This is a genomic window from Arthrobacter sp. Y3222053, assembly GCF_059092805.1.
In genome coordinates, this window is sequence record NZ_JBNHIA010000003.1 from 458,757 (window position 1) to 474,802 (window position 16,046).

At 71.2% G+C, this 16,046-nt stretch carries 15 protein-coding genes; 10 read left to right on the forward strand and 5 right to left on the reverse strand.

All coding sequences use genetic code 11. The features are described 5' to 3' along the window. Positions 1–56 precede the first annotated feature (56 nt). The 3 genes from AC5RUW_RS10170 (at position 57) to AC5RUW_RS10180 (ending at position 3,354) form a co-directional block, all read left to right on the forward strand. Positions 57–773, forward strand: coding sequence for a YoaK family protein (locus AC5RUW_RS10170; RefSeq protein ID WP_494160578.1), 717 nt, complete (start codon positions 57–59; stop codon positions 771–773). Between the two features lie 41 nt (positions 774–814). Continuing rightward, positions 815–1,354, forward strand: a complete 540-nt coding sequence (locus AC5RUW_RS10175; protein WP_494160579.1) for a GNAT family N-acetyltransferase — start codon at positions 815–817, stop codon at positions 1,352–1,354. A 179-nt stretch (positions 1,355–1,533) separates the two neighbouring features. Further along, a complete protein-coding gene (locus AC5RUW_RS10180; RefSeq protein ID WP_494160580.1) occupies positions 1,534–3,354 on the forward strand; it encodes an L-lactate permease in 1,821 nt (606 codons plus the stop codon). 45 nt (positions 3,355–3,399) lie between these two features. Here AC5RUW_RS10180 and AC5RUW_RS10185 read toward each other — a convergent pair whose 3' ends face one another. Then, on the reverse strand, positions 3,400–4,212 hold the full coding sequence (locus tag AC5RUW_RS10185; protein ID WP_494160581.1) for an HpcH/HpaI aldolase family protein: 813 nt from the start codon (positions 4,210–4,212) through the stop codon (positions 3,400–3,402). Next, entirely contained in the window at positions 4,197–4,982 is a 786-nt protein-coding gene (gene hpaH / locus AC5RUW_RS10190) for a 2-oxo-hept-4-ene-1,7-dioate hydratase (protein WP_494160582.1), read from the reverse strand. Before hpaH ends, AC5RUW_RS10185 begins: the two co-directional genes overlap by 16 nt. 169 nt (positions 4,983–5,151) lie before the next feature. Here hpaH and AC5RUW_RS10195 point away from each other — a divergent pair, with 169 nt between their 5' ends. The 7 genes from AC5RUW_RS10195 (at position 5,152) to urtE (ending at position 12,951) form a co-directional block, all read left to right on the forward strand. After that, positions 5,152–6,414: an amidohydrolase gene (locus AC5RUW_RS10195; RefSeq protein WP_494160583.1), complete on the forward strand. Its 1,263-nt coding sequence runs from the start codon at positions 5,152–5,154 to the stop codon at positions 6,412–6,414. Then, positions 6,411–7,466 carry a zinc-dependent alcohol dehydrogenase gene (locus AC5RUW_RS10200; RefSeq protein ID WP_494160584.1) on the forward strand — a complete coding sequence of 352 codons (1,056 nt, stop codon included), beginning with the start codon at positions 6,411–6,413 and terminating at the stop codon, positions 7,464–7,466. The genes AC5RUW_RS10195 and AC5RUW_RS10200 overlap by 4 nt, the downstream gene beginning before the upstream one ends. Before the next feature lie 619 nt (positions 7,467–8,085). After that, on the forward strand, positions 8,086–9,345 hold the full coding sequence (urtA, locus tag AC5RUW_RS10205) for an urea ABC transporter substrate-binding protein (protein WP_494160585.1): 1,260 nt from the start codon (positions 8,086–8,088) through the stop codon (positions 9,343–9,345). Positions 9,346–9,393: 48 nt separating this feature from the next. Then, positions 9,394–10,278, forward strand: a complete 885-nt coding sequence (gene urtB, locus AC5RUW_RS10210; protein ID WP_494160586.1) for an urea ABC transporter permease subunit UrtB — start codon at positions 9,394–9,396, stop codon at positions 10,276–10,278. Then, positions 10,275–11,423: an urea ABC transporter permease subunit UrtC gene (gene urtC / locus AC5RUW_RS10215; protein ID WP_494160587.1), complete on the forward strand. Its 1,149-nt coding sequence runs from the start codon at positions 10,275–10,277 to the stop codon at positions 11,421–11,423. The genes urtB and urtC overlap by 4 nt, the downstream gene beginning before the upstream one ends. Beyond that, entirely contained in the window at positions 11,420–12,256 is an 837-nt protein-coding gene (gene urtD / locus AC5RUW_RS10220; protein ID WP_494160588.1) for an urea ABC transporter ATP-binding protein UrtD, read from the forward strand. Before urtC ends, urtD begins: the two co-directional genes overlap by 4 nt. Next, a complete protein-coding gene (gene urtE, locus AC5RUW_RS10225; protein ID WP_494160589.1) occupies positions 12,256–12,951 on the forward strand; it encodes an urea ABC transporter ATP-binding subunit UrtE in 696 nt (231 codons plus the stop codon). Before urtD ends, urtE begins: the two co-directional genes overlap by 1 nt. Positions 12,952–12,962: 11 nt before the next feature. On the opposite strand, the gene AC5RUW_RS10230 is transcribed toward urtE, so the two are convergent. Genes AC5RUW_RS10230 through AC5RUW_RS10240 form a run of 3 tightly spaced genes read right to left on the reverse strand, consistent with a single transcriptional unit; the run spans position 12,963 to position 15,939 of the window. Beyond that, a complete protein-coding gene (locus AC5RUW_RS10230) occupies positions 12,963–13,610 on the reverse strand; it encodes a LutC/YkgG family protein (protein WP_494160590.1) in 648 nt (215 codons plus the stop codon). Continuing rightward, complete coding sequence (locus AC5RUW_RS10235) at positions 13,607–15,142, reverse strand: LutB/LldF family L-lactate oxidation iron-sulfur protein (protein WP_494160591.1); 1,536 nt, start codon at positions 15,140–15,142, stop codon at positions 13,607–13,609. Before AC5RUW_RS10235 ends, AC5RUW_RS10230 begins: the two co-directional genes overlap by 4 nt. After that, positions 15,139–15,939, reverse strand: a complete 801-nt coding sequence (locus tag AC5RUW_RS10240) for a (Fe-S)-binding protein (RefSeq protein ID WP_494160592.1) — start codon at positions 15,937–15,939, stop codon at positions 15,139–15,141. The genes AC5RUW_RS10235 and AC5RUW_RS10240 overlap by 4 nt, the downstream gene beginning before the upstream one ends. Positions 15,940–16,046: the final 107 nt, after the last annotated feature.

Genomic DNA, 16,046 nt, shown 5'->3' on the forward strand with positions numbered 1-16,046 from the left:
ACATTCAGGCTCAGGTTTTCTGTCCGTCCCACCTGCCCTGACCCGGAGGAGCCGCCGTGAAGCGCCTGGCCGCCGTGCCCACCGAACGAGTCCATTTGTGGCTCATGCTGGCCCTCACCTTTTCCACCGGCGTGGTCGACGCCGTCGGCTACCTCGGTCTGGACCGGGTGTTTACCGGCAACATGACCGGAAACGTGGTGCTGCTGGGCATGGGCCTCGCCGGTGCGGAGAACCTGCCGATCCTGCGCCCGGTGCTGGCGCTGATCTTCTTCATGCTGGGCGCGGCGGCTGCCGGGCGGATGCTCCGCCGCGGTCCGGAAGGCTGGTCCTGGCGGACCTCCCTCGCGCTGATGGTGGTCGCGGCGACCATATCCGCGCTGGCGGTCTTCGTCGCCGTCGCGGACGTACAGGGCGACGAGGTGCTCGGCAGCATCACTACGTCGGCCCTGGCCGCGGTCATGGGCGTGCAGGCCGCCACCGCGAAGCGGCTGAAGGTCGCCGAAATCACCACCGTGGTGGTCACCTCCACGATCACCGGGCTGGCCGCCGACTCCCGGCTGGCGGGCGGTGACGGCAGGTACCGGGCACGGCGCATCCTGGCGATCGCGCTCATCCTGCTCGGTGCCCTGGCCGGCGCGGCGGCCCTGAACGTGGCGCTGTGGCTCGGGCTGGCGGTCTCGGCCGTCATCTCCATCGCGGTCGCGGTGATCGGCTACCTGCGCCACCGCCATGACCGCTCCCTCGCCCCCGCCGACGGCGCGTCCACGACCTGAGCGCGCTGCCCCGCCGGCGCCCGGTGCCCTAGGGTGGGCAAATGCCGATGCAGGATGCCGACCACTGGACGCCGGTCCTCACCGGCCGGCTGCTGCTGCGCCGCCCGGAGCCCGGTGACGAGGCGGCCGCCGTCCGGCTGCACCTGGACCCGCGGACCAATGTGCACGACCCCTCCCCCGGTCCGGTGACCGCCGCCCAGGCCGCCCGCACCTTCCACGTCATCAGCCAGCACTGGCGCAGCTTTGGGTTCGGTGTCTGGGCTGCGGCCCTCCCCGAAGAGCCCGCCGGGCTGATCGGCTTTGCCGGTGTCTCGCACCGGGTGGTGCAGGGCCGGCCCGCCCTGAACCTCTACTACCGCTTCCACCCCGATCATTGGGGCAGCGGCCTGGCCACCGACGGGGCGTCGGCCGCTCTCCGGCTGTCCCGGGAGCATCTGCCCGGGCTGCCCGTGGTCGCGTACACCACTGAGGAAAACCGGGCCTCCCAGCGCACCGCGCTGGCCGCCGGCCTGGAGCGCCGCCCGGACCTCGACGTCGAGCACCACGGACGCAGGGACATTTACCTGGCCGCCGACTGGTAGCCCGCCGCTGATCCGGCCGCCGGCTGCGGCAAAGCCGCACCGATGCGTGCCAGCGCACGGGGACCCGTTCTAGGCTGGAATCCACGCGCCTTCCCGGTCCGGGGACCGCGCATCCGCCGACGGCACGGCGTCCGCGGCCCGCCGTCACGGCGGCCGGCGCTGCCGGCTCGGAGGTCATGATGGAAACCTTTACGTCCACCACCAACCCGGTCCTAGGCAGCCTGGTGCTCTCCGCACTGCTGGCCCTGGTGCCGCTGCTGGTGTTCTTCCTGCTGCTGGCCGTGGCCAAGACCAGGGCGTACGTGGCCGGCGGCTGGGCCCTGCTGGCCGCCCTCGTCATCGCCGTCGTCGGCTTCCGGATGCCCGTGGGCCTGGCCCTGCTCTCCGCCACCCAGGGCGCTGCGTTCGGCCTGTTTCCGGTGGTCTGGATCATTGTCATGGCGGTGTGGCTGTACCAGGTGACCGTGCTCAGCGGCCGCTTTGAAGACCTGCGCCGGGTCTTTGACCGGATCGGCCGCGGCGACCTGCGGGTGCAGGGGATCCTGGTGGCGTTCTGCTTCGGCGGCCTGCTGGAGGCGCTGGCCGGCTTTGGCGCCCCGGTGGCGATCACGGTCACCATGCTGCTGGCGCTGGGCATCGCCCCGGTGCGGGCGGCCACCGCGGTGCTGATCGCCAATACCGCACCGGTGGCCTTCGGCGCGCTGGCGATTCCGATCACCACCGCAGCCAACCTCACCAACTACACCGGCGACGAAATCGGCGCCGTGGTGGGCCGGCAGACGCCGCTGCTGGCCGTGTTCATTCCGCTGATCCTGCTGTTCATCCTTGACGGGCGCCGCGGGCTGCGCCAGTGCTGGCCGGTCGCCGCGGTGACCGGCGTCGTGTTCGCGCTGATGCAGTTCCTGTGCTCGAACTACTTCTCCTACGAGCTGACCGACATCGTCGCCTCGCTGGTGGCCCTCGCCGCGGCGGTCGCGTTCCTGCGCATCTGGCGGGCGGACGGCGCGCCCGAGGCGGCCGAGCGGATGAACGCCGAGCTGGCCCGGGCCCGCGCCGCCGGCTGGTCTCCAGTGGGTGAGGGCCCCGACCGTCCGGGGATACCCGGACGCGCCGCCGATGCCTCCGCCGGCACTGAAGGCGAAGCGGCCGCCGGCCTGCCGCCGAAGGCCGGGGGCGAGGGCCCGACGGCGGCCGGAGGCGGGGACCGCCTCACCCCGGCCCGGGCCTGGATGGCCCTGTTCCCCTACGTCCTGGTGATCGTCATCTTCGGCGTCGCGAACCTGTGGACCTGGGGCGTGAACGTGCCGGAGCTGCTGGCCCGCAGCACCATCCGCATCCCCTGGCCGTGGCTGCATGATGCCCTGCTCGGGGCCGACGGGCAGCGGCAGTCCTCGACCATCTACAACTTCGAGTGGCTGGCCACCCCGGGCACGCTGCTGCTGTTCACCGGGCTGATCACCGCGGTGGTGTACTCCCGGTTCACCGACCACGGCCGGTATCCGCTGCGGCTGGGCAACGCCCTGGCCGAGATCGGCCGCACCGCCCGCCGCATGGTCTCCGCCGGGCTGACCATCCTGGCCGTGCTGGCGCTGGCGTACGTCATGAACTTCTCCGGCCAGACCATCGCTATCGGCACCTGGCTGGCCGGCACCGGGGCCTTCTTCGCGTTCCTGTCCCCGGTGCTCGGCTGGATCGGCACCGCCGTCACCGGCTCGGACACGTCGGCCAACGCGTTGTTCGCAAAGCTCCAGCAGACGGCCGGCACCACCGCGGGCATCGATCCCACGCTGCTGGTGGCCGCCAACACCGGCGGCGGGGTGATGGGCAAGCTGATCAGCCCGCAGAACCTGGCCATCGCCGCGGCGGCCGTGAACATGAGCGGGCAGGAGAACGTGCTGTTCCGCCGGGTCCTGGGCTGGTCCGTGGTGCTGCTGCTGGCGCTGTGCGTGCTGGTCTACCTGCAGTCGACGCCGGTGCTGTCCTGGATGCTGCCCGGCTGAGCCGACCGCCTGCAGGCAGCCGCGGGCAGCATCCAGGGTTGCGGATCAGTAGCTTGCGGCCACCGGCCCCGGGCCCTCCTCCGGGAGGTACTTCGCCGCGAGGGCCTCGGAGCCGCGCGCCAGCAGCGCGACGTCGGCGCCCACCAGGATGAAGTCGACGCCGGCCGCCAGGTAGCGGCGGGCCGTGGCCTCGGCGAACGCGTTCACGCCCACCGGCACCCCCAGGTCCCGGGCGGTGCGGATGCAGTGCTCGACGGCGGCCACCACCTCCGGGTGTTCCTGCTGCCCGAGGTGGCCCATGGAGGCGGCCAGGTCCGAGGGGCCGAGGAAGATGCCGTGCACGCCCTCGGTGCCGGCGATCTCCGCCACGTTGTCGACGGCGAGCGCCGATTCGATCTGCACCAGCAGCGTGATCGTCTCGTCGGCACGCTGCAGATATTCGGGGATCCGGTTCCAGCGGGCCGCGCGGGCGAGGGCGCTGCCGACGCCGCGCACCCCGTGCGGCGGATAGCGGACGGCGGCGACGGCGGCGCGTGCCTGCTCCGCGGTGTCCACCATGGGCACCAGCAGGTTCTGCGCGCCCAGGTCCAGGAACTGCTTGATCAGCACGGTGTCATTGGCCGGCGGGCGGACCACCGGGGTGATCGGGTAGCCGTGCACGGCCTGCAGCTGGGCGGTGAGCGATTCCAGGCCGTTGGGGCTGTGCTCGGCGTCGATCAGCAGCCAGTCCAGCCCGGAACCGGCGCAGATCTCGGCGACCAGCGGGCTGCCCGAGCACGCCCACATGCCCACCCGGGCACGGTCCTCCGGGCCGATCAGGGCCTTGAACGGGGTTTCGGGAGTTACACGAAGCGGCATGTCACCGACCCCAGCTGGCCGTAGTCGGCGTGCACGGTGTCACCCTTGTGCACCCACATAGGCCGGGTGAAGGACCCGGCGAGGATGATTTCCCCGGCGCCCAGCACGGCGCCGTGGGCGGCCAGCTTGTTCGCCAGCCAGTACACGCCGGCGCCGGGGTGGTTCAGGACGCCGGCGGCCACGCCGGTCTCCTCGATGGTCTGGTTCTTGTACAGCAGCGCCGAGATCCATCGCAGGTCGACGTCGGCGGGCTTCACCGGGGTGCCGCCGATCACCATGGCGCCCATGGCCGCGTTGTCGGAAATGGTGTCCACGATGGTCCGGCCCTCCATCTCGATCCGCGAGTCCAGGATCTCCAGGGCCGGCACCACGTACTCGGTGGCGTCCAGGACGTCGAAGATGCTGCAGTCCGGGCCGCGCAGCTCCTTGCCGAGCACGAACGCCAGCTCCACCTCGATGCGCGGATGGGTGTACCTGTCCCACTCCACGGTGCAGCCGTTCTCCAGCACCATGTCGTCGAAAATCACCCCGTAGTCCGGTTCGGTGATTCCGGTGGCGGCCTGCATGGCCTTGGAGGTGAGGCCGATCTTGCGGCCCACCAGCTTCCGGCCGGATTCCTGCAGGCGCCGGCTCCAGAGGCTCTGCACGGCGTAGGAATCCTCCACCGTCATCTCCGGCCAGCGGGCCGTCAGGCGCGGCACCGGGGTCCGCGTGCGGCCGGCCTCGACCAGCTCGTCGGCGATGGCTTCAATCGTTTCCTGGTTCAGCACGCGGCGTCTCTCCCCTTCGTTGCGGTGCACGGCCCTGACCCCGGCCGCCCTGCTGATCGTATATGATCTTCGCCACATGCCGGCCAGTGTTGCGGCCGGGGCGCGTAATTTGCCTGCCCGCACGTGCGGCGGGGAAAATTGCAGCAGCAGCCCCGGCCAAAGGATCCCCATGCACCTCCGCGACATCATCGACAGCAGCGCCGGGCTCCGCCGGGACCTGGCCCTGAACCTGGACAAGTGGCGGCCGCGCGTGCAGGGACTCAGCCACGGCCTGCACGCGGACCCGGAGCTGTCCTTCGACGAAACCCGGGCCGCGGCCGCCGTCGCCGCCCTGCTCGCGGAGGCGGGGTTCGACGTCGAGCGCGGCACCGCGGGCCTGCCCACCGCGTTCACCGCGACGGCCGGCAGCGGCGACCTGGTGGTGGCGCTCTGCGTTGAATACGATGCCCTGCCCGAGATCGGCCACGCCTGCGGCCACAACCTGATCGCCGGCGCCTCGACCGCCGCCGCCCTGGCCCTGCTGCCGTACGCCGATCACCTCGGCATCACGCTGAAGGCGATCGGCACCCCCGCGGAGGAACACGGCGGCGGGAAGATCCTCATGCTGGAGCGCGGCGCGTTCGACGGCGTCGGCCTGGCCCTGATGGTCCATCCCGTCCAGGACGGGTTCAGCTGCAACCCCGCCGGCACCACCGCGCAGGCCGTGGGCCGGTACCGGGCCGTCTACTCCGGCTCCCCCGCCCATGCCGCCGCCGCACCGCACCGGGGCGTGAACGCGGCCGACGCCGCCGTCGTCGCCCAGGTGGCCGTGGGCCTGCTCCGCCAGCAGCTGCCCGCCGACCACCGGGTCTCCGCCTACGTCAGCGAGGCCGGGCGGGCCACCAACATCATCCCCGACCGCGCCGTGGTGGAGTTCGAATGCCGCGCCTTCACCCTGCCCGAGTACGAGGCCCTGCTGGAGCGGGTGCGCAACTGCTTCCGCGCCGGGGCACTGGCCACCGGAACCGCGCTGGAGTTCGAATCCGTCGAGCCGCTGTATCAGCCGCTGCGGCAGGACGAGGTGCTCGCCGGGCATTGGACCGAGGCGATGGACGCCTTCGGCCGCGACGTCCGGCCCGCTGCGGGCCCGGCCGGCGGCTCCACCGACATGGGCAACATCTCGCAGGTCATTCCCAGCCTGCATCCCTGGCTGAGCATTCCCGGCGTGCAGGCGCCCATCCATTCCCGTGAGTTCGCCGAGCTGGCCGACAGCCCCGGCGCCTACGAGCTGATGTTCGAGGCCGCGGCCGCCCTGGCCTGGACCGTGGCCGGTGTGGCCTCGGATCCGGAGCAGTACACCGCGTTCGTCGCCGGCGCCCGGCAGCGGGGTGCGCTGGGCAGCGCGCCGGCGGACGACGCCGCCGGTCCTTCCGCCGCGGACGGCCGCGGGTGACGCAGTTTATGGCGGGGCCGGCTGCGGCCTCGGACGAAACGGTGCCGGCCCTCGTGCGGGCCGGGGGCGACGGCGGGGCGGCCCTGGGCCGTGCCGTTCCGGCTTTCCTCGGCCCCGAGGACGTGGAGCTGACCGTGACGCTCTGCGGGCTCTGCGGCTCCGACATTGTGGTGTACGTGGGTGATCCGGAGTTCGCCTGGGTGCGGCCCGGCACCGTGTTGGGCCATGAAGCGGTGGGCGTGGTCGCCGAGGCCGGCCTGCTGGTGCCCGAGGACTTCACGCCCGGAACCCGCGTGGTACCGGTCAGCGGCATCGGCTGCGGCCGGTGCGAAGCCTGCCGCACCGACTACGGGCAGGGCTGCCCGCAGCAGGTGATCCTCGGCCTGAACCGCCATGGCGCCGCCGCCGCGCGGTGCACGGTGCCCGCGCGGAACCTGGTGGCCGTTCCGGACCACGTGCCGGACGAGACCGCCGTCCTCACCGAGCCCGCCTCGGTGGCCTGGCGGGCCGTTGCCGTGACCGGCCGGGTCCGGGCCGGGGAGCGGGTGGCCGTGTCCGCCACCCGTGCCATCGGGCTGCTGGCCGCACTGCAGGCACAGAGCTTCGGTGCGGAGGTGACGCTGGTGGTGCGCCCCGACCCCAAGTACGACGCCCGGCGCGCGCTGGCCGCCGACCTGGGGCTCGCCGTCGACGCCGCCCCGGCCCCGGGCAGCGTTGACGTCTGGATCGAGGCGACCGGCACCGGCCGGCACCTGGAGCTGGGCATGCGGGCGCTGCGCCCCGGCGGACGGATGGTCCCGGTGGCCATGTACTCGGACAGCAGCCGCCGCCCGGCCACCATCACGGTCCGCCCTGATGTCACCGTGCGCCCCAGCTACGCCTCTTCCAAGGCCGACTACGTCAAGGCGCTGGCGTTCCTGGCCGGGATTCCCGATATCGGTGCGCGCCTGGTGACCCCCTATCCGCTGACCGACGCCTTGGCCGCGCTGCACGATTCGACCTACGGCCGCACCGACGGCACCCAGCTGATCAAGGCGGCGCTGCGCCCCTGATTCCCGGCGGGCCGCCTGCCGGGACCGAGGATCGCCGTCCTGGCCGCTGAACCTATTGTGCAGATAACGCTGCTCTGCCCGTGCCGGCCCCGACCATTGTGCAGATAACGCCGTTATGACGTCCCCTAAGCGACATCAGCTGTACAAAGGATGCGGGCGGCGACGAGGCATCCAACTCCCGGCGGGTTGAAGCCCCTCAGACCCTCCCGAAACAACTCCAACCCGCCGACAGACGGGCCACCCGCCGTCCCGCCTTCCAACTCCCGGCGGGTTGAAGTCCCTTTGCCCCTCACATAACAACCCCAACCCGCCGATGGACGGGCCGACACGTCGGCCCGCTGCGCTGTATCGGTGCCTCTCCTACGCCCAGCGGACGTGGCACCGCCCCTGGCACGCCCGCCCTCCGGTTCATCGCGCGCTGACCCCGGAACACCTGCGACATCTGCCCGCAACATGCCTCTGACAAGGACGAAACCACCCCCGCGGTAAGGAAATGCGGCGGTTACACAACCGGCCTGTCCGCGAAACACGGCCCGAATAGGTTGGCTGCAGCCGGAGAAAAGCAGCCGGCAGCGGCCGCCCGGTGCGGCCGCCAGCGCACCTACAGGGGGATGAACCCGTGATCCGAAACAGCTTCCGCCGCGGCGTCCTGCCGCTGGCCGCCGCCGCCCTGGTGGCCACCATGACGGCCTGCGGCTCGCAGATCAGCGAAACCTCGGCCAACGCACCTAGCACCGGCGGCTCCTGCGTCGACACCTCCGGGGACAGCGTGAAGATCGGTTTCCTGAACTCGCTCTCCGGCACCATGGCGATCAGCGAGACCACGGTCCACGATTCGCTGACCCTCGCCGCCGAGGAGATCAACGCCGACGGCGGCGTCCTCGGCAAGCAGCTCGAGGTGGTGACCGAGGACGGCGCCAGCGAACCGACCGTCTTCGCGGAGCGCGCCGGCAAGCTGATCCAGCAGGACTGCGTGGCGGCCGTCTTCGGCGGCTGGACCTCCTCCTCGCGCAAGGCGATGCTGCCGGTCTTCGAGTCCAACGACGCCCTGCTGTTCTACCCGGTGCAGTACGAGGGTCTGGAGTCCTCCGACAACATCTTCTACACCGGCGCCACCACCAACCAGCAGATCATCCCCGCCCTGGACTACCTGGCCGAACAGGGCACCAAGACGATCTTCCTGGTCGGCAGCGACTACGTCTTCCCGCGCACCGCGAACAAGATCATCCACGCCTACGCCGAGGCGCACGGCATGGAGGTCGTCGGCGAGGAGTACACGCCCCTGGGCTCCACCGAGTTCTCCACCATCGTGAACAAGGTCCGTGACTCCGGAGCCGACGCCGTGTTCAACACCCTCAACGGCGACTCCAACGTGGCCTTCTTCCGCCAGTACAACAGCGTGGGCCTGACCGCCGGGACCATGCCGGTGGTCTCCGTGTCCATCGCCGAGGAGGAGGTGCCCGGCATCGGCATCGAAAACGTCGAAGGCCAGCTCACCGCCTGGGACTACTACCAGACCGTCGACACCCCGGCCAACCAGGAGTTCGTGGCCGCGTTCAAGGAGCGCTTCGGCGCCGACCGGGTCACCAGCGACCCGATGGAGGCGGCCTACACCTCGCTGCACCTGTGGAAGGCCATGGTCGAGAAGGCCGGCTCGTTCGACGTCGCCGCCGTCCAGGAAGCCGCCGACGGCGTCAGCTTCGACGCCCCCGAAGGCACCGTCACGGTCAACGGGGAGAACAACCACATCACCAAGACCCCGCGCATCGGCCGGATCACCTCCGACGGGCTGATCGAGACCGTCTGGGAGGCCCCGGAGGCGGTGGAGCCGGATCCGTTCCTGGAGACCTACGACTGGGCCGAGGGCCTGGGCGGCTGACCCGCCGCAACGGACCAACGGACATCCACGGGTGAAAGGCACAGCGGAATGGAACTGCTGATCGGACAAATCTTTGCCGGGCTCAGCCTGGGCTCAATCCTGCTGCTGGCGGCGCTGGGCCTGGCCCTGACGTTCGGGCAGATGGGCATCATCAACATGGCGCACGGCGAGTTCATCATGGCCGGGGCATACACGGCCTTCGTGGTCCAGAAGATCGTGGCCGACGTCGGCGCCTCGCTGCTGGTCTCCATTCCGCTGGCCTTCCTCCTCGGCGGCCTGCTGGGCCTGGTGCTCGAGTGGGCGCTGCTGCGGCGCATGTATCACCGGCCGCTGGACACCCTGCTGGTCACCTTCGGCGTCTCGCTGGTGCTCCAGCAGCTGGCCCGGGACATCTTCGGCGCTCCCAGCGTGGACGTGCGGATCCCGGGCTGGCTGCAGGGCAACGTGGAGCTGCTGGGCGCACCGATTCCGCTGCCCCGGCTGTTCATCCTGCTGCTCTCCCTCACCGCGCTGGCCGCCCTGGCCGCGCTGCTGAAGGCCACCCCGCTCGGCCGGCGGATCCGGGCGACCGTGGTGAACCGGGACCTGGCCGAGACTACCGGCATCTCCACCCGCCGCACCGACCGGCTCACCTTCTTCATCGGCTCCGGCCTGGCCGGGGTGGCCGGCGTCGCGGTCACCCTGATCGGCTCCACCAGCCCGTACCTGGGCACCAACTACATCGTCGATGCCTTCCTGGTGGTGGTTGCCGGCGGCATCGGGCAGATCAAGGGCGCGGCGATCGCTGCCTTCGTGCTGGGCGTGCTGCAGTCCGTCTTTGAATACTCGACGACGGCCAGCCTGGCCAAGGTGCTGGTGCTGGTGGCCGTCGTCGTCTTCCTCCAGGTCCGCCCGCAGGGCCTGTTCACCGTCAAGACGAGGAGCCTGGCATGAGCAACCCCTTCACCGGCGCGCTGCGCCCGGGCCGGCCCCGCACCCTAGGCGGATTCGCGCTGGCCGCCGTCCTGCTGTTCGGGCTCGCCCCGGCCGTCCTCTCCCCCTACAACCTGGGCCTGTTCGGCAAATTCATCTGCCTGGCCATCGTGGCCGTCGGCATCGGCCTGGCCTGGGGCCGCGGCGGCATGCTGACGCTCGGCCAGGGCGTGTTCTTCGGCCTGGGCGCCTACGTGATGGCCATGCACATGCTGCTCGCCGACGCCTCGCTGTTCGGCGGTACCGGCGTGCCGGACTTCATGATGCTCTACGGCAACGGCACCGTGCCCGCCTGGTGGGAGCCGTTCCGCAGCCCGGTGGTGACCCTGGCCGCCGTCGTCCTGCTGCCCGGCACGGTGGCGCTGCTGCTGGGCCTGGCCGTGTTCCGCCGCCGGGTCAAGGGCGCCTACTTCGCGATTCTCAGCCAGGCGCTGGCCGCCGCGTTCGCTGTGTTCCTGGTCGGCCAGCAGGCCACCACCGGCGGCTCCAACGGGCTCAGCGGCTTCCGGTCCTTCTTCGGCTTCGACCTGCAGGACCCGGCCAACAAGACGATGCTGTACCTGATCGCCGCCGGGGCGCTGCTCGGCGCCGTCGCCCTGGCCCGGCAGCTGATCCACAGCCGGTTCGGGGAACTGCTCACCGCGGTCCGGGACCAGGAAGAGCGCGTCCGGTTCCTGGGCTACGATCCGGCCGCCCTCAAGACCGCCGTGTATGTCCTTGCCGCGGTGCTCGCCGGCATCGCCGGGGCGCTGTTCGTACCGATCGTGGGCATCATCTCCCCCGCGGACGTCGGCGTGGCCCCCTCGATCGCGTTCCTCATCGGCGTGGCGATCGGCGGCCGGGCCACCGTGCTCGGCCCGGTGCTCGGTGCCCTCGGCGTGGCGTTCGCCCAGTCCGGGCTGGCCTCCACCTTCCCCTCCTTCTGGGTCTACTTCCAGGGCCTGCTGTTCATCCTCGTGATCGGCTTCCTGCCCGGCGGCCTGGCCTCGCTGAAGCTCGGCGGGCTGGCCGGACGCCTGAAACGGCGCACCGGCTCGGCTCCCGACCCCGCCCCGCAGCCCGCGCGCACCGCCGCGGCCCCGACCACCAAGGAGCAGCCGGCATGAACCCGCGCATCCCTCCCGTTCCCGCCGCCCCGCCAGCCCCGCTGCTGCCCGACGCCGAGCCCGCCCCGGGCGGGCTGCGCGCCGGCCGTCCGCAGTACCTGGAGATCCGGGACCTGCGGGTGACCTTCGACGGGTTCACCGCCGTGGACGGCGTAAACCTGGACGTCACCCAGGGCGACCTGCGGTTCCTCATCGGACCCAACGGCGCCGGCAAGACCACCGTCATCGACGCCATCACCGGCCTGGTGAAGGCCACCGGTTCGGTGAACCACACCGGCACCGAGCTGCTGGGCCGCAAGGTGCACAAGGTGGCGCGGCTGGGCGTCGGGCGGACCTTCCAGACCGCCAGCGTGTTCGAGAACCTCTCCGTGCTGCAGAACCTGGACATCGCCGCCGGCGCCGGGCGCAGCCCGCTGCAGCTGCTGCGTCGGCGCCGCGGGGTCGAACCCGCCGTCGAGGAGGCGCTGGAGATCATCGGGCTCGAACACGTGGCCGGCCGGCAGGCCGGAGAGCTGGCCCACGGGCAGAAGCAGTGGCTGGAGATCGGCATGCTGCTGGTGCAGAACGCCGACCTGCTGCTGCTGGACGAGCCGATCGCCGGGATGAGCCAGGACGAGCGCGAACAGACCGGCGCGCTGCTGCGCCGCATCGGCGGCAGCCGGATCACCCTGGTGGTGGAGCACGACATGGATTTCGTCCGCGAGTACGCGACCTCGGTGACCGTGCTCGCCGCGGGCCGGGTGCTCAGCGAAGGCAGCGTGGCCGAGGTCCAGGCGGATCCGCGCGTGCAGGAGGTCTATCTTGGGACAGCCGCTGACGGAGGAGGGCACTGATGCTGGAAGTGAAGGACCTGCGGGTCGGCTACGGACGCACCGAGGTGCTGCACGGGGTGGACCTGACCGTGCCCGAGGATGCGGTGGCGGCGGTGCTGGGGCACAACGGCGCCGGCAAGAGCACGCTGCTGCGCGCCGTCGTCGGCCTCCTCAAGCCCACGTCCGGCAGCATCCGGCTCGACGGCGAGGACATCACCCGGCTGCGCCCGCACCAGCGTACGGCGCGCGGCATCGCCTACGTGCCGCAGGGCCAGCAGGCGTTCGGGCCGCTGACCACGCTGGAGAACCTGCGGGTCGCGGCCGACGGACGGCGCAACGGCGCCGCCCTGGTGGAGGAGGCGCTGGACATGTTCCCGGCGCTGCGGCCGCTGCTGGGCCGCCGGGCCGGGCTGCTCTCCGGCGGGCAGCGGCAGCAACTGGCCATTGCCCGGGCCCTGATCACGCAGCCGCGGCTGCTGATCCTGGACGAACCCACCGAGGGCATCCAGCCCAACGTGGTGGCCGAGATCGAACGCACCATCATGGCCCTGGCCGCCCGGCCGGGCATGCAGGTGCTGCTGGTGGAGCAGCACATCGGTTTCGCCCTGCAGGCCGCCCACGAGTATTCCGTCCTGGCCTCCGGCCGGGTCGCCTCCCGCGGGGCCGGCGGAACGGCGTCAGCGGCCGAGACCGTCCGCGCCGCGATGGCGATCTGAGCCGGCCGGGGTCAGCGGACGATCAGCACGTCCAGGGTCCGCGGGCCGTGCACGCCCTCCACGCGTTCGAGCTCGATGTCGCTGGTGGCGCTCGGCCCGCTGATCATGGTCAGCGGCCGGGTGCCGTCCAGCCGCCGCAGCGCCTCGGGCACGATCCCGGCGATGTCGGCCACCCGGACCACGCAGATGTGGTGGTCCGGCACCAGGGTGATGGCACGGCGGCCCTGGTTCGGGCTGCCGTCCAGGATGATGGTTCCGGTCTCCGCGACGGAGACGGCGCTGCCGGTGACCACGGCGTCGACGGCGTCCAGTTCGGCCACGCTGAGCGGGCTGCCCGCAGCGTCGGTCCGGCGCCGGGAGCGGGTTCCTGCCTGGGCGTCGATCGCCTCGGCCTCCTCCAGCCAGGCCGGGTCCAGGCCGTCGGGAACCACGTAGCTCTCCGCCTCGGCCAGCAGGGCGGCGATCCGCCCCGGCAGCTCGTCTTCGATCACGACCTCGACGCCGGCCTTGTAGTCGACCAGCCGGTCCACCAGCAGATCAATCAGCTGCTCAGTGGACAGGCCGGACTCGTGCCGGTAGTTCCGCGGCACCTCGGGCACCGGCGGCTGGTCGGCCAGGGCGCTGCGCAGCCGGCCCAGGATCTCTTCGCGTGCGCTCACCGCTGCTCCCCTTCCGTGCCGCCGCCTTCGGTGCCCTGCCCCTCGGCCGGCGCGCCGCCGTCGTCGTGATGCTTTTTCCACCAGTCGCGGAAGCTCTGAGCCGGCGGCGCGGGCAGGTCGCGGCTGGAGGTCCAGCCGGCGGCGATGCCGGGCAGGTGCTTGATCACCTTGTCCGGGCCCGCGGCAAGCCGGCCCAGCGGCAGCGCCTTCTCGGCCAGGCCCAGCCGGGAGCCCTTGGACATGGCCCAGGAGGCGCCCTTCATGATCACGTCCATCTGCGTGGGCAGCTTCTTCTTCCCGCGCTTGCTGTCCACGTCCTCCTTGCGCAGGTGCACGAGGATCTCGGGGATGTTGATCTTCACCGGGCAGGCGTCGTAGCAGGCGCCGCAGAGCGAGGAGGCGTACGGCAGGGAGTTGTTCTCCTCGGCCTGAATGCCGGTCATCAGCGGCGAGAGGATCGCGCCGATCGGGCCCGGATAGGTGGAGCCGTAGGCGTGGCCGCCGGTCCGCTCGTACACCGGGCAGACGTTCATGCAGGCGCTGCAGCGGATGCAGTGCAGCGCCGAGCGGCCCATGGTGTCCGCCAGGGCGGCTGAGCGGCCGTTGTCCAGCAGCACCAGGTGCACGTTCTTCGGTCCGTCCCCCTCGGTGACGCCTGTCCACATGGAGGTGTAGGGGTTCATCCGCTCGCCGGTGGATGAACGCGGCAGCAGCTGCAGGAAGACCTCGAGATCGGCCCAGGTGGGCACCAGCTTCTCCACGCCCATGACGGTGATCAGGGTTTCCGGCAGGGTCAGGCACATCCGCCCGTTGCCCTCGGACTCCACCACGCCCAGGGTGCCGGCGTCGGCCACGGCGAAGTTGGCGCCGGAGACGGCCACCTTGGCGGAGAGGAACTTGCGGCGCAGGTGCAGCCTGGCGGCCTCGGCCAGCCGGGCCGGATTGTCGGTCAGGGCCGGGTCCACCTCGGGCATTTCGCGCAGGAAGATGTCCCGCACCTGGGTGCGGTTCTTGTGGATAGCCGGCACCAGGATGTGGCTGGGCTTGTCGTGGTCCAGCTGGACGATCAGCTCGGCGAGGTCGGTTTCGAAGGCGGCGATGCCTTCGGCCTCGAGGTGTTCGTTGAGCCCGATCTCCTGGGTGGCCATCGACTTGATCTTGACGACCTCGTCAGCGCCCTGTTCCCGGATCAGGTCAGTGACGATGGCGTTCGCCTCAGCGGCGTCGCGCGCCCAGTGGATGATGCCGCCGCGCGCGGTGAAGTTCTTCTCGAACTCCTCCAGCAGCTCGGGCAGGCGGGCCATCACGGCCTCCTTGACCGCGCTGCCGGCGCTGCGCAGCTCCTCCCAGTCCGGCAGCTCGGCCACCACGCGGGCGCGCTTGTTGCGGATGGTGGAGGTGGCGTGGCCGAGGTTGGCGCGCAGCTGCGCGTTGCCCAGCTCGTGCTCGGCGGCGTCGGGGAAGGGCTTTGCGGCGTGCAGGTTGCCGTGCCCGTACGCCCGCACTTCGGGCATGCCCAGGTAGGTGCTCATCGTCCGCTCCGTCCGGCCAGGCGGGCCTCGCCCGTGATTTCGACAGGGTTTTCCCGGGTGCTGGCCAGGATCTCGGCCAGGTGCAGGGTAGTGACGCCGGTGCCTTCGCGGGAGAGGCCGCCGCCGATATGCATCAGGCAGGAGGCGTCGCCGCCGGTGCACAGCTCCGCACCTGTGGAGACGATGTTGGCGGCCTTGTCCTCCAGCATCGCGGTGGAAACCTGGGAGTTCTTGATCGAGAAGGTGCCGCCGAAGCCGCAGCACTGGTCGGCCGACGGCAGCGGGGCGACCTCAATGCCGCCCACCGTCTGCAGCAGGTCCAGCTGCCGGTCGCCCAGCCGCAGCAGGCGCATGCCGTGGCAGCTGGGGTGGTAGGTGACCTTGTGCGGGAACCAGGAGCCGAGCTGTTCGGCGGCGTCGGTCACGCCGAGCACGTCGGTGAGCAGCTGGGCGAACTCGTAGGTGCGGGCGCCGACCTCCTCGGCGCGCTTCTCCAGGCCGGCGTCGCCGCAGGCCCGCGCCAGCATCGGGTGCTGGTGCTTCACGGAGGCGACGCAGGATCCGGACGGGGCGACGGCGACGTCGTAGTCTCCCGTGTCGAACGCCTCGACGTGATTGCGGACCACCGGCAGGGCCTCCGGGAAGTACCCGGAGTTCATATGCATCTGCCCGCAGCAGGCCTGCCCGGCGGGGAACACCACCTCGTGGCCCAGCCGCTCCAGCACGGCGGCGGTGGCACGGGCGGTGCTCGGATACATCGCATCGACGATGCAGGTGGCGAACAGCGCGATTCTCATAACAAGCCTCCCAGCCGGACACCCGGCACGTATGGTCTGACCATAGTAGAACACGTGGCAGCAGTGTAGCCAAGGGCACCACGGCCGGTGACGGCGGTCACCCGTGT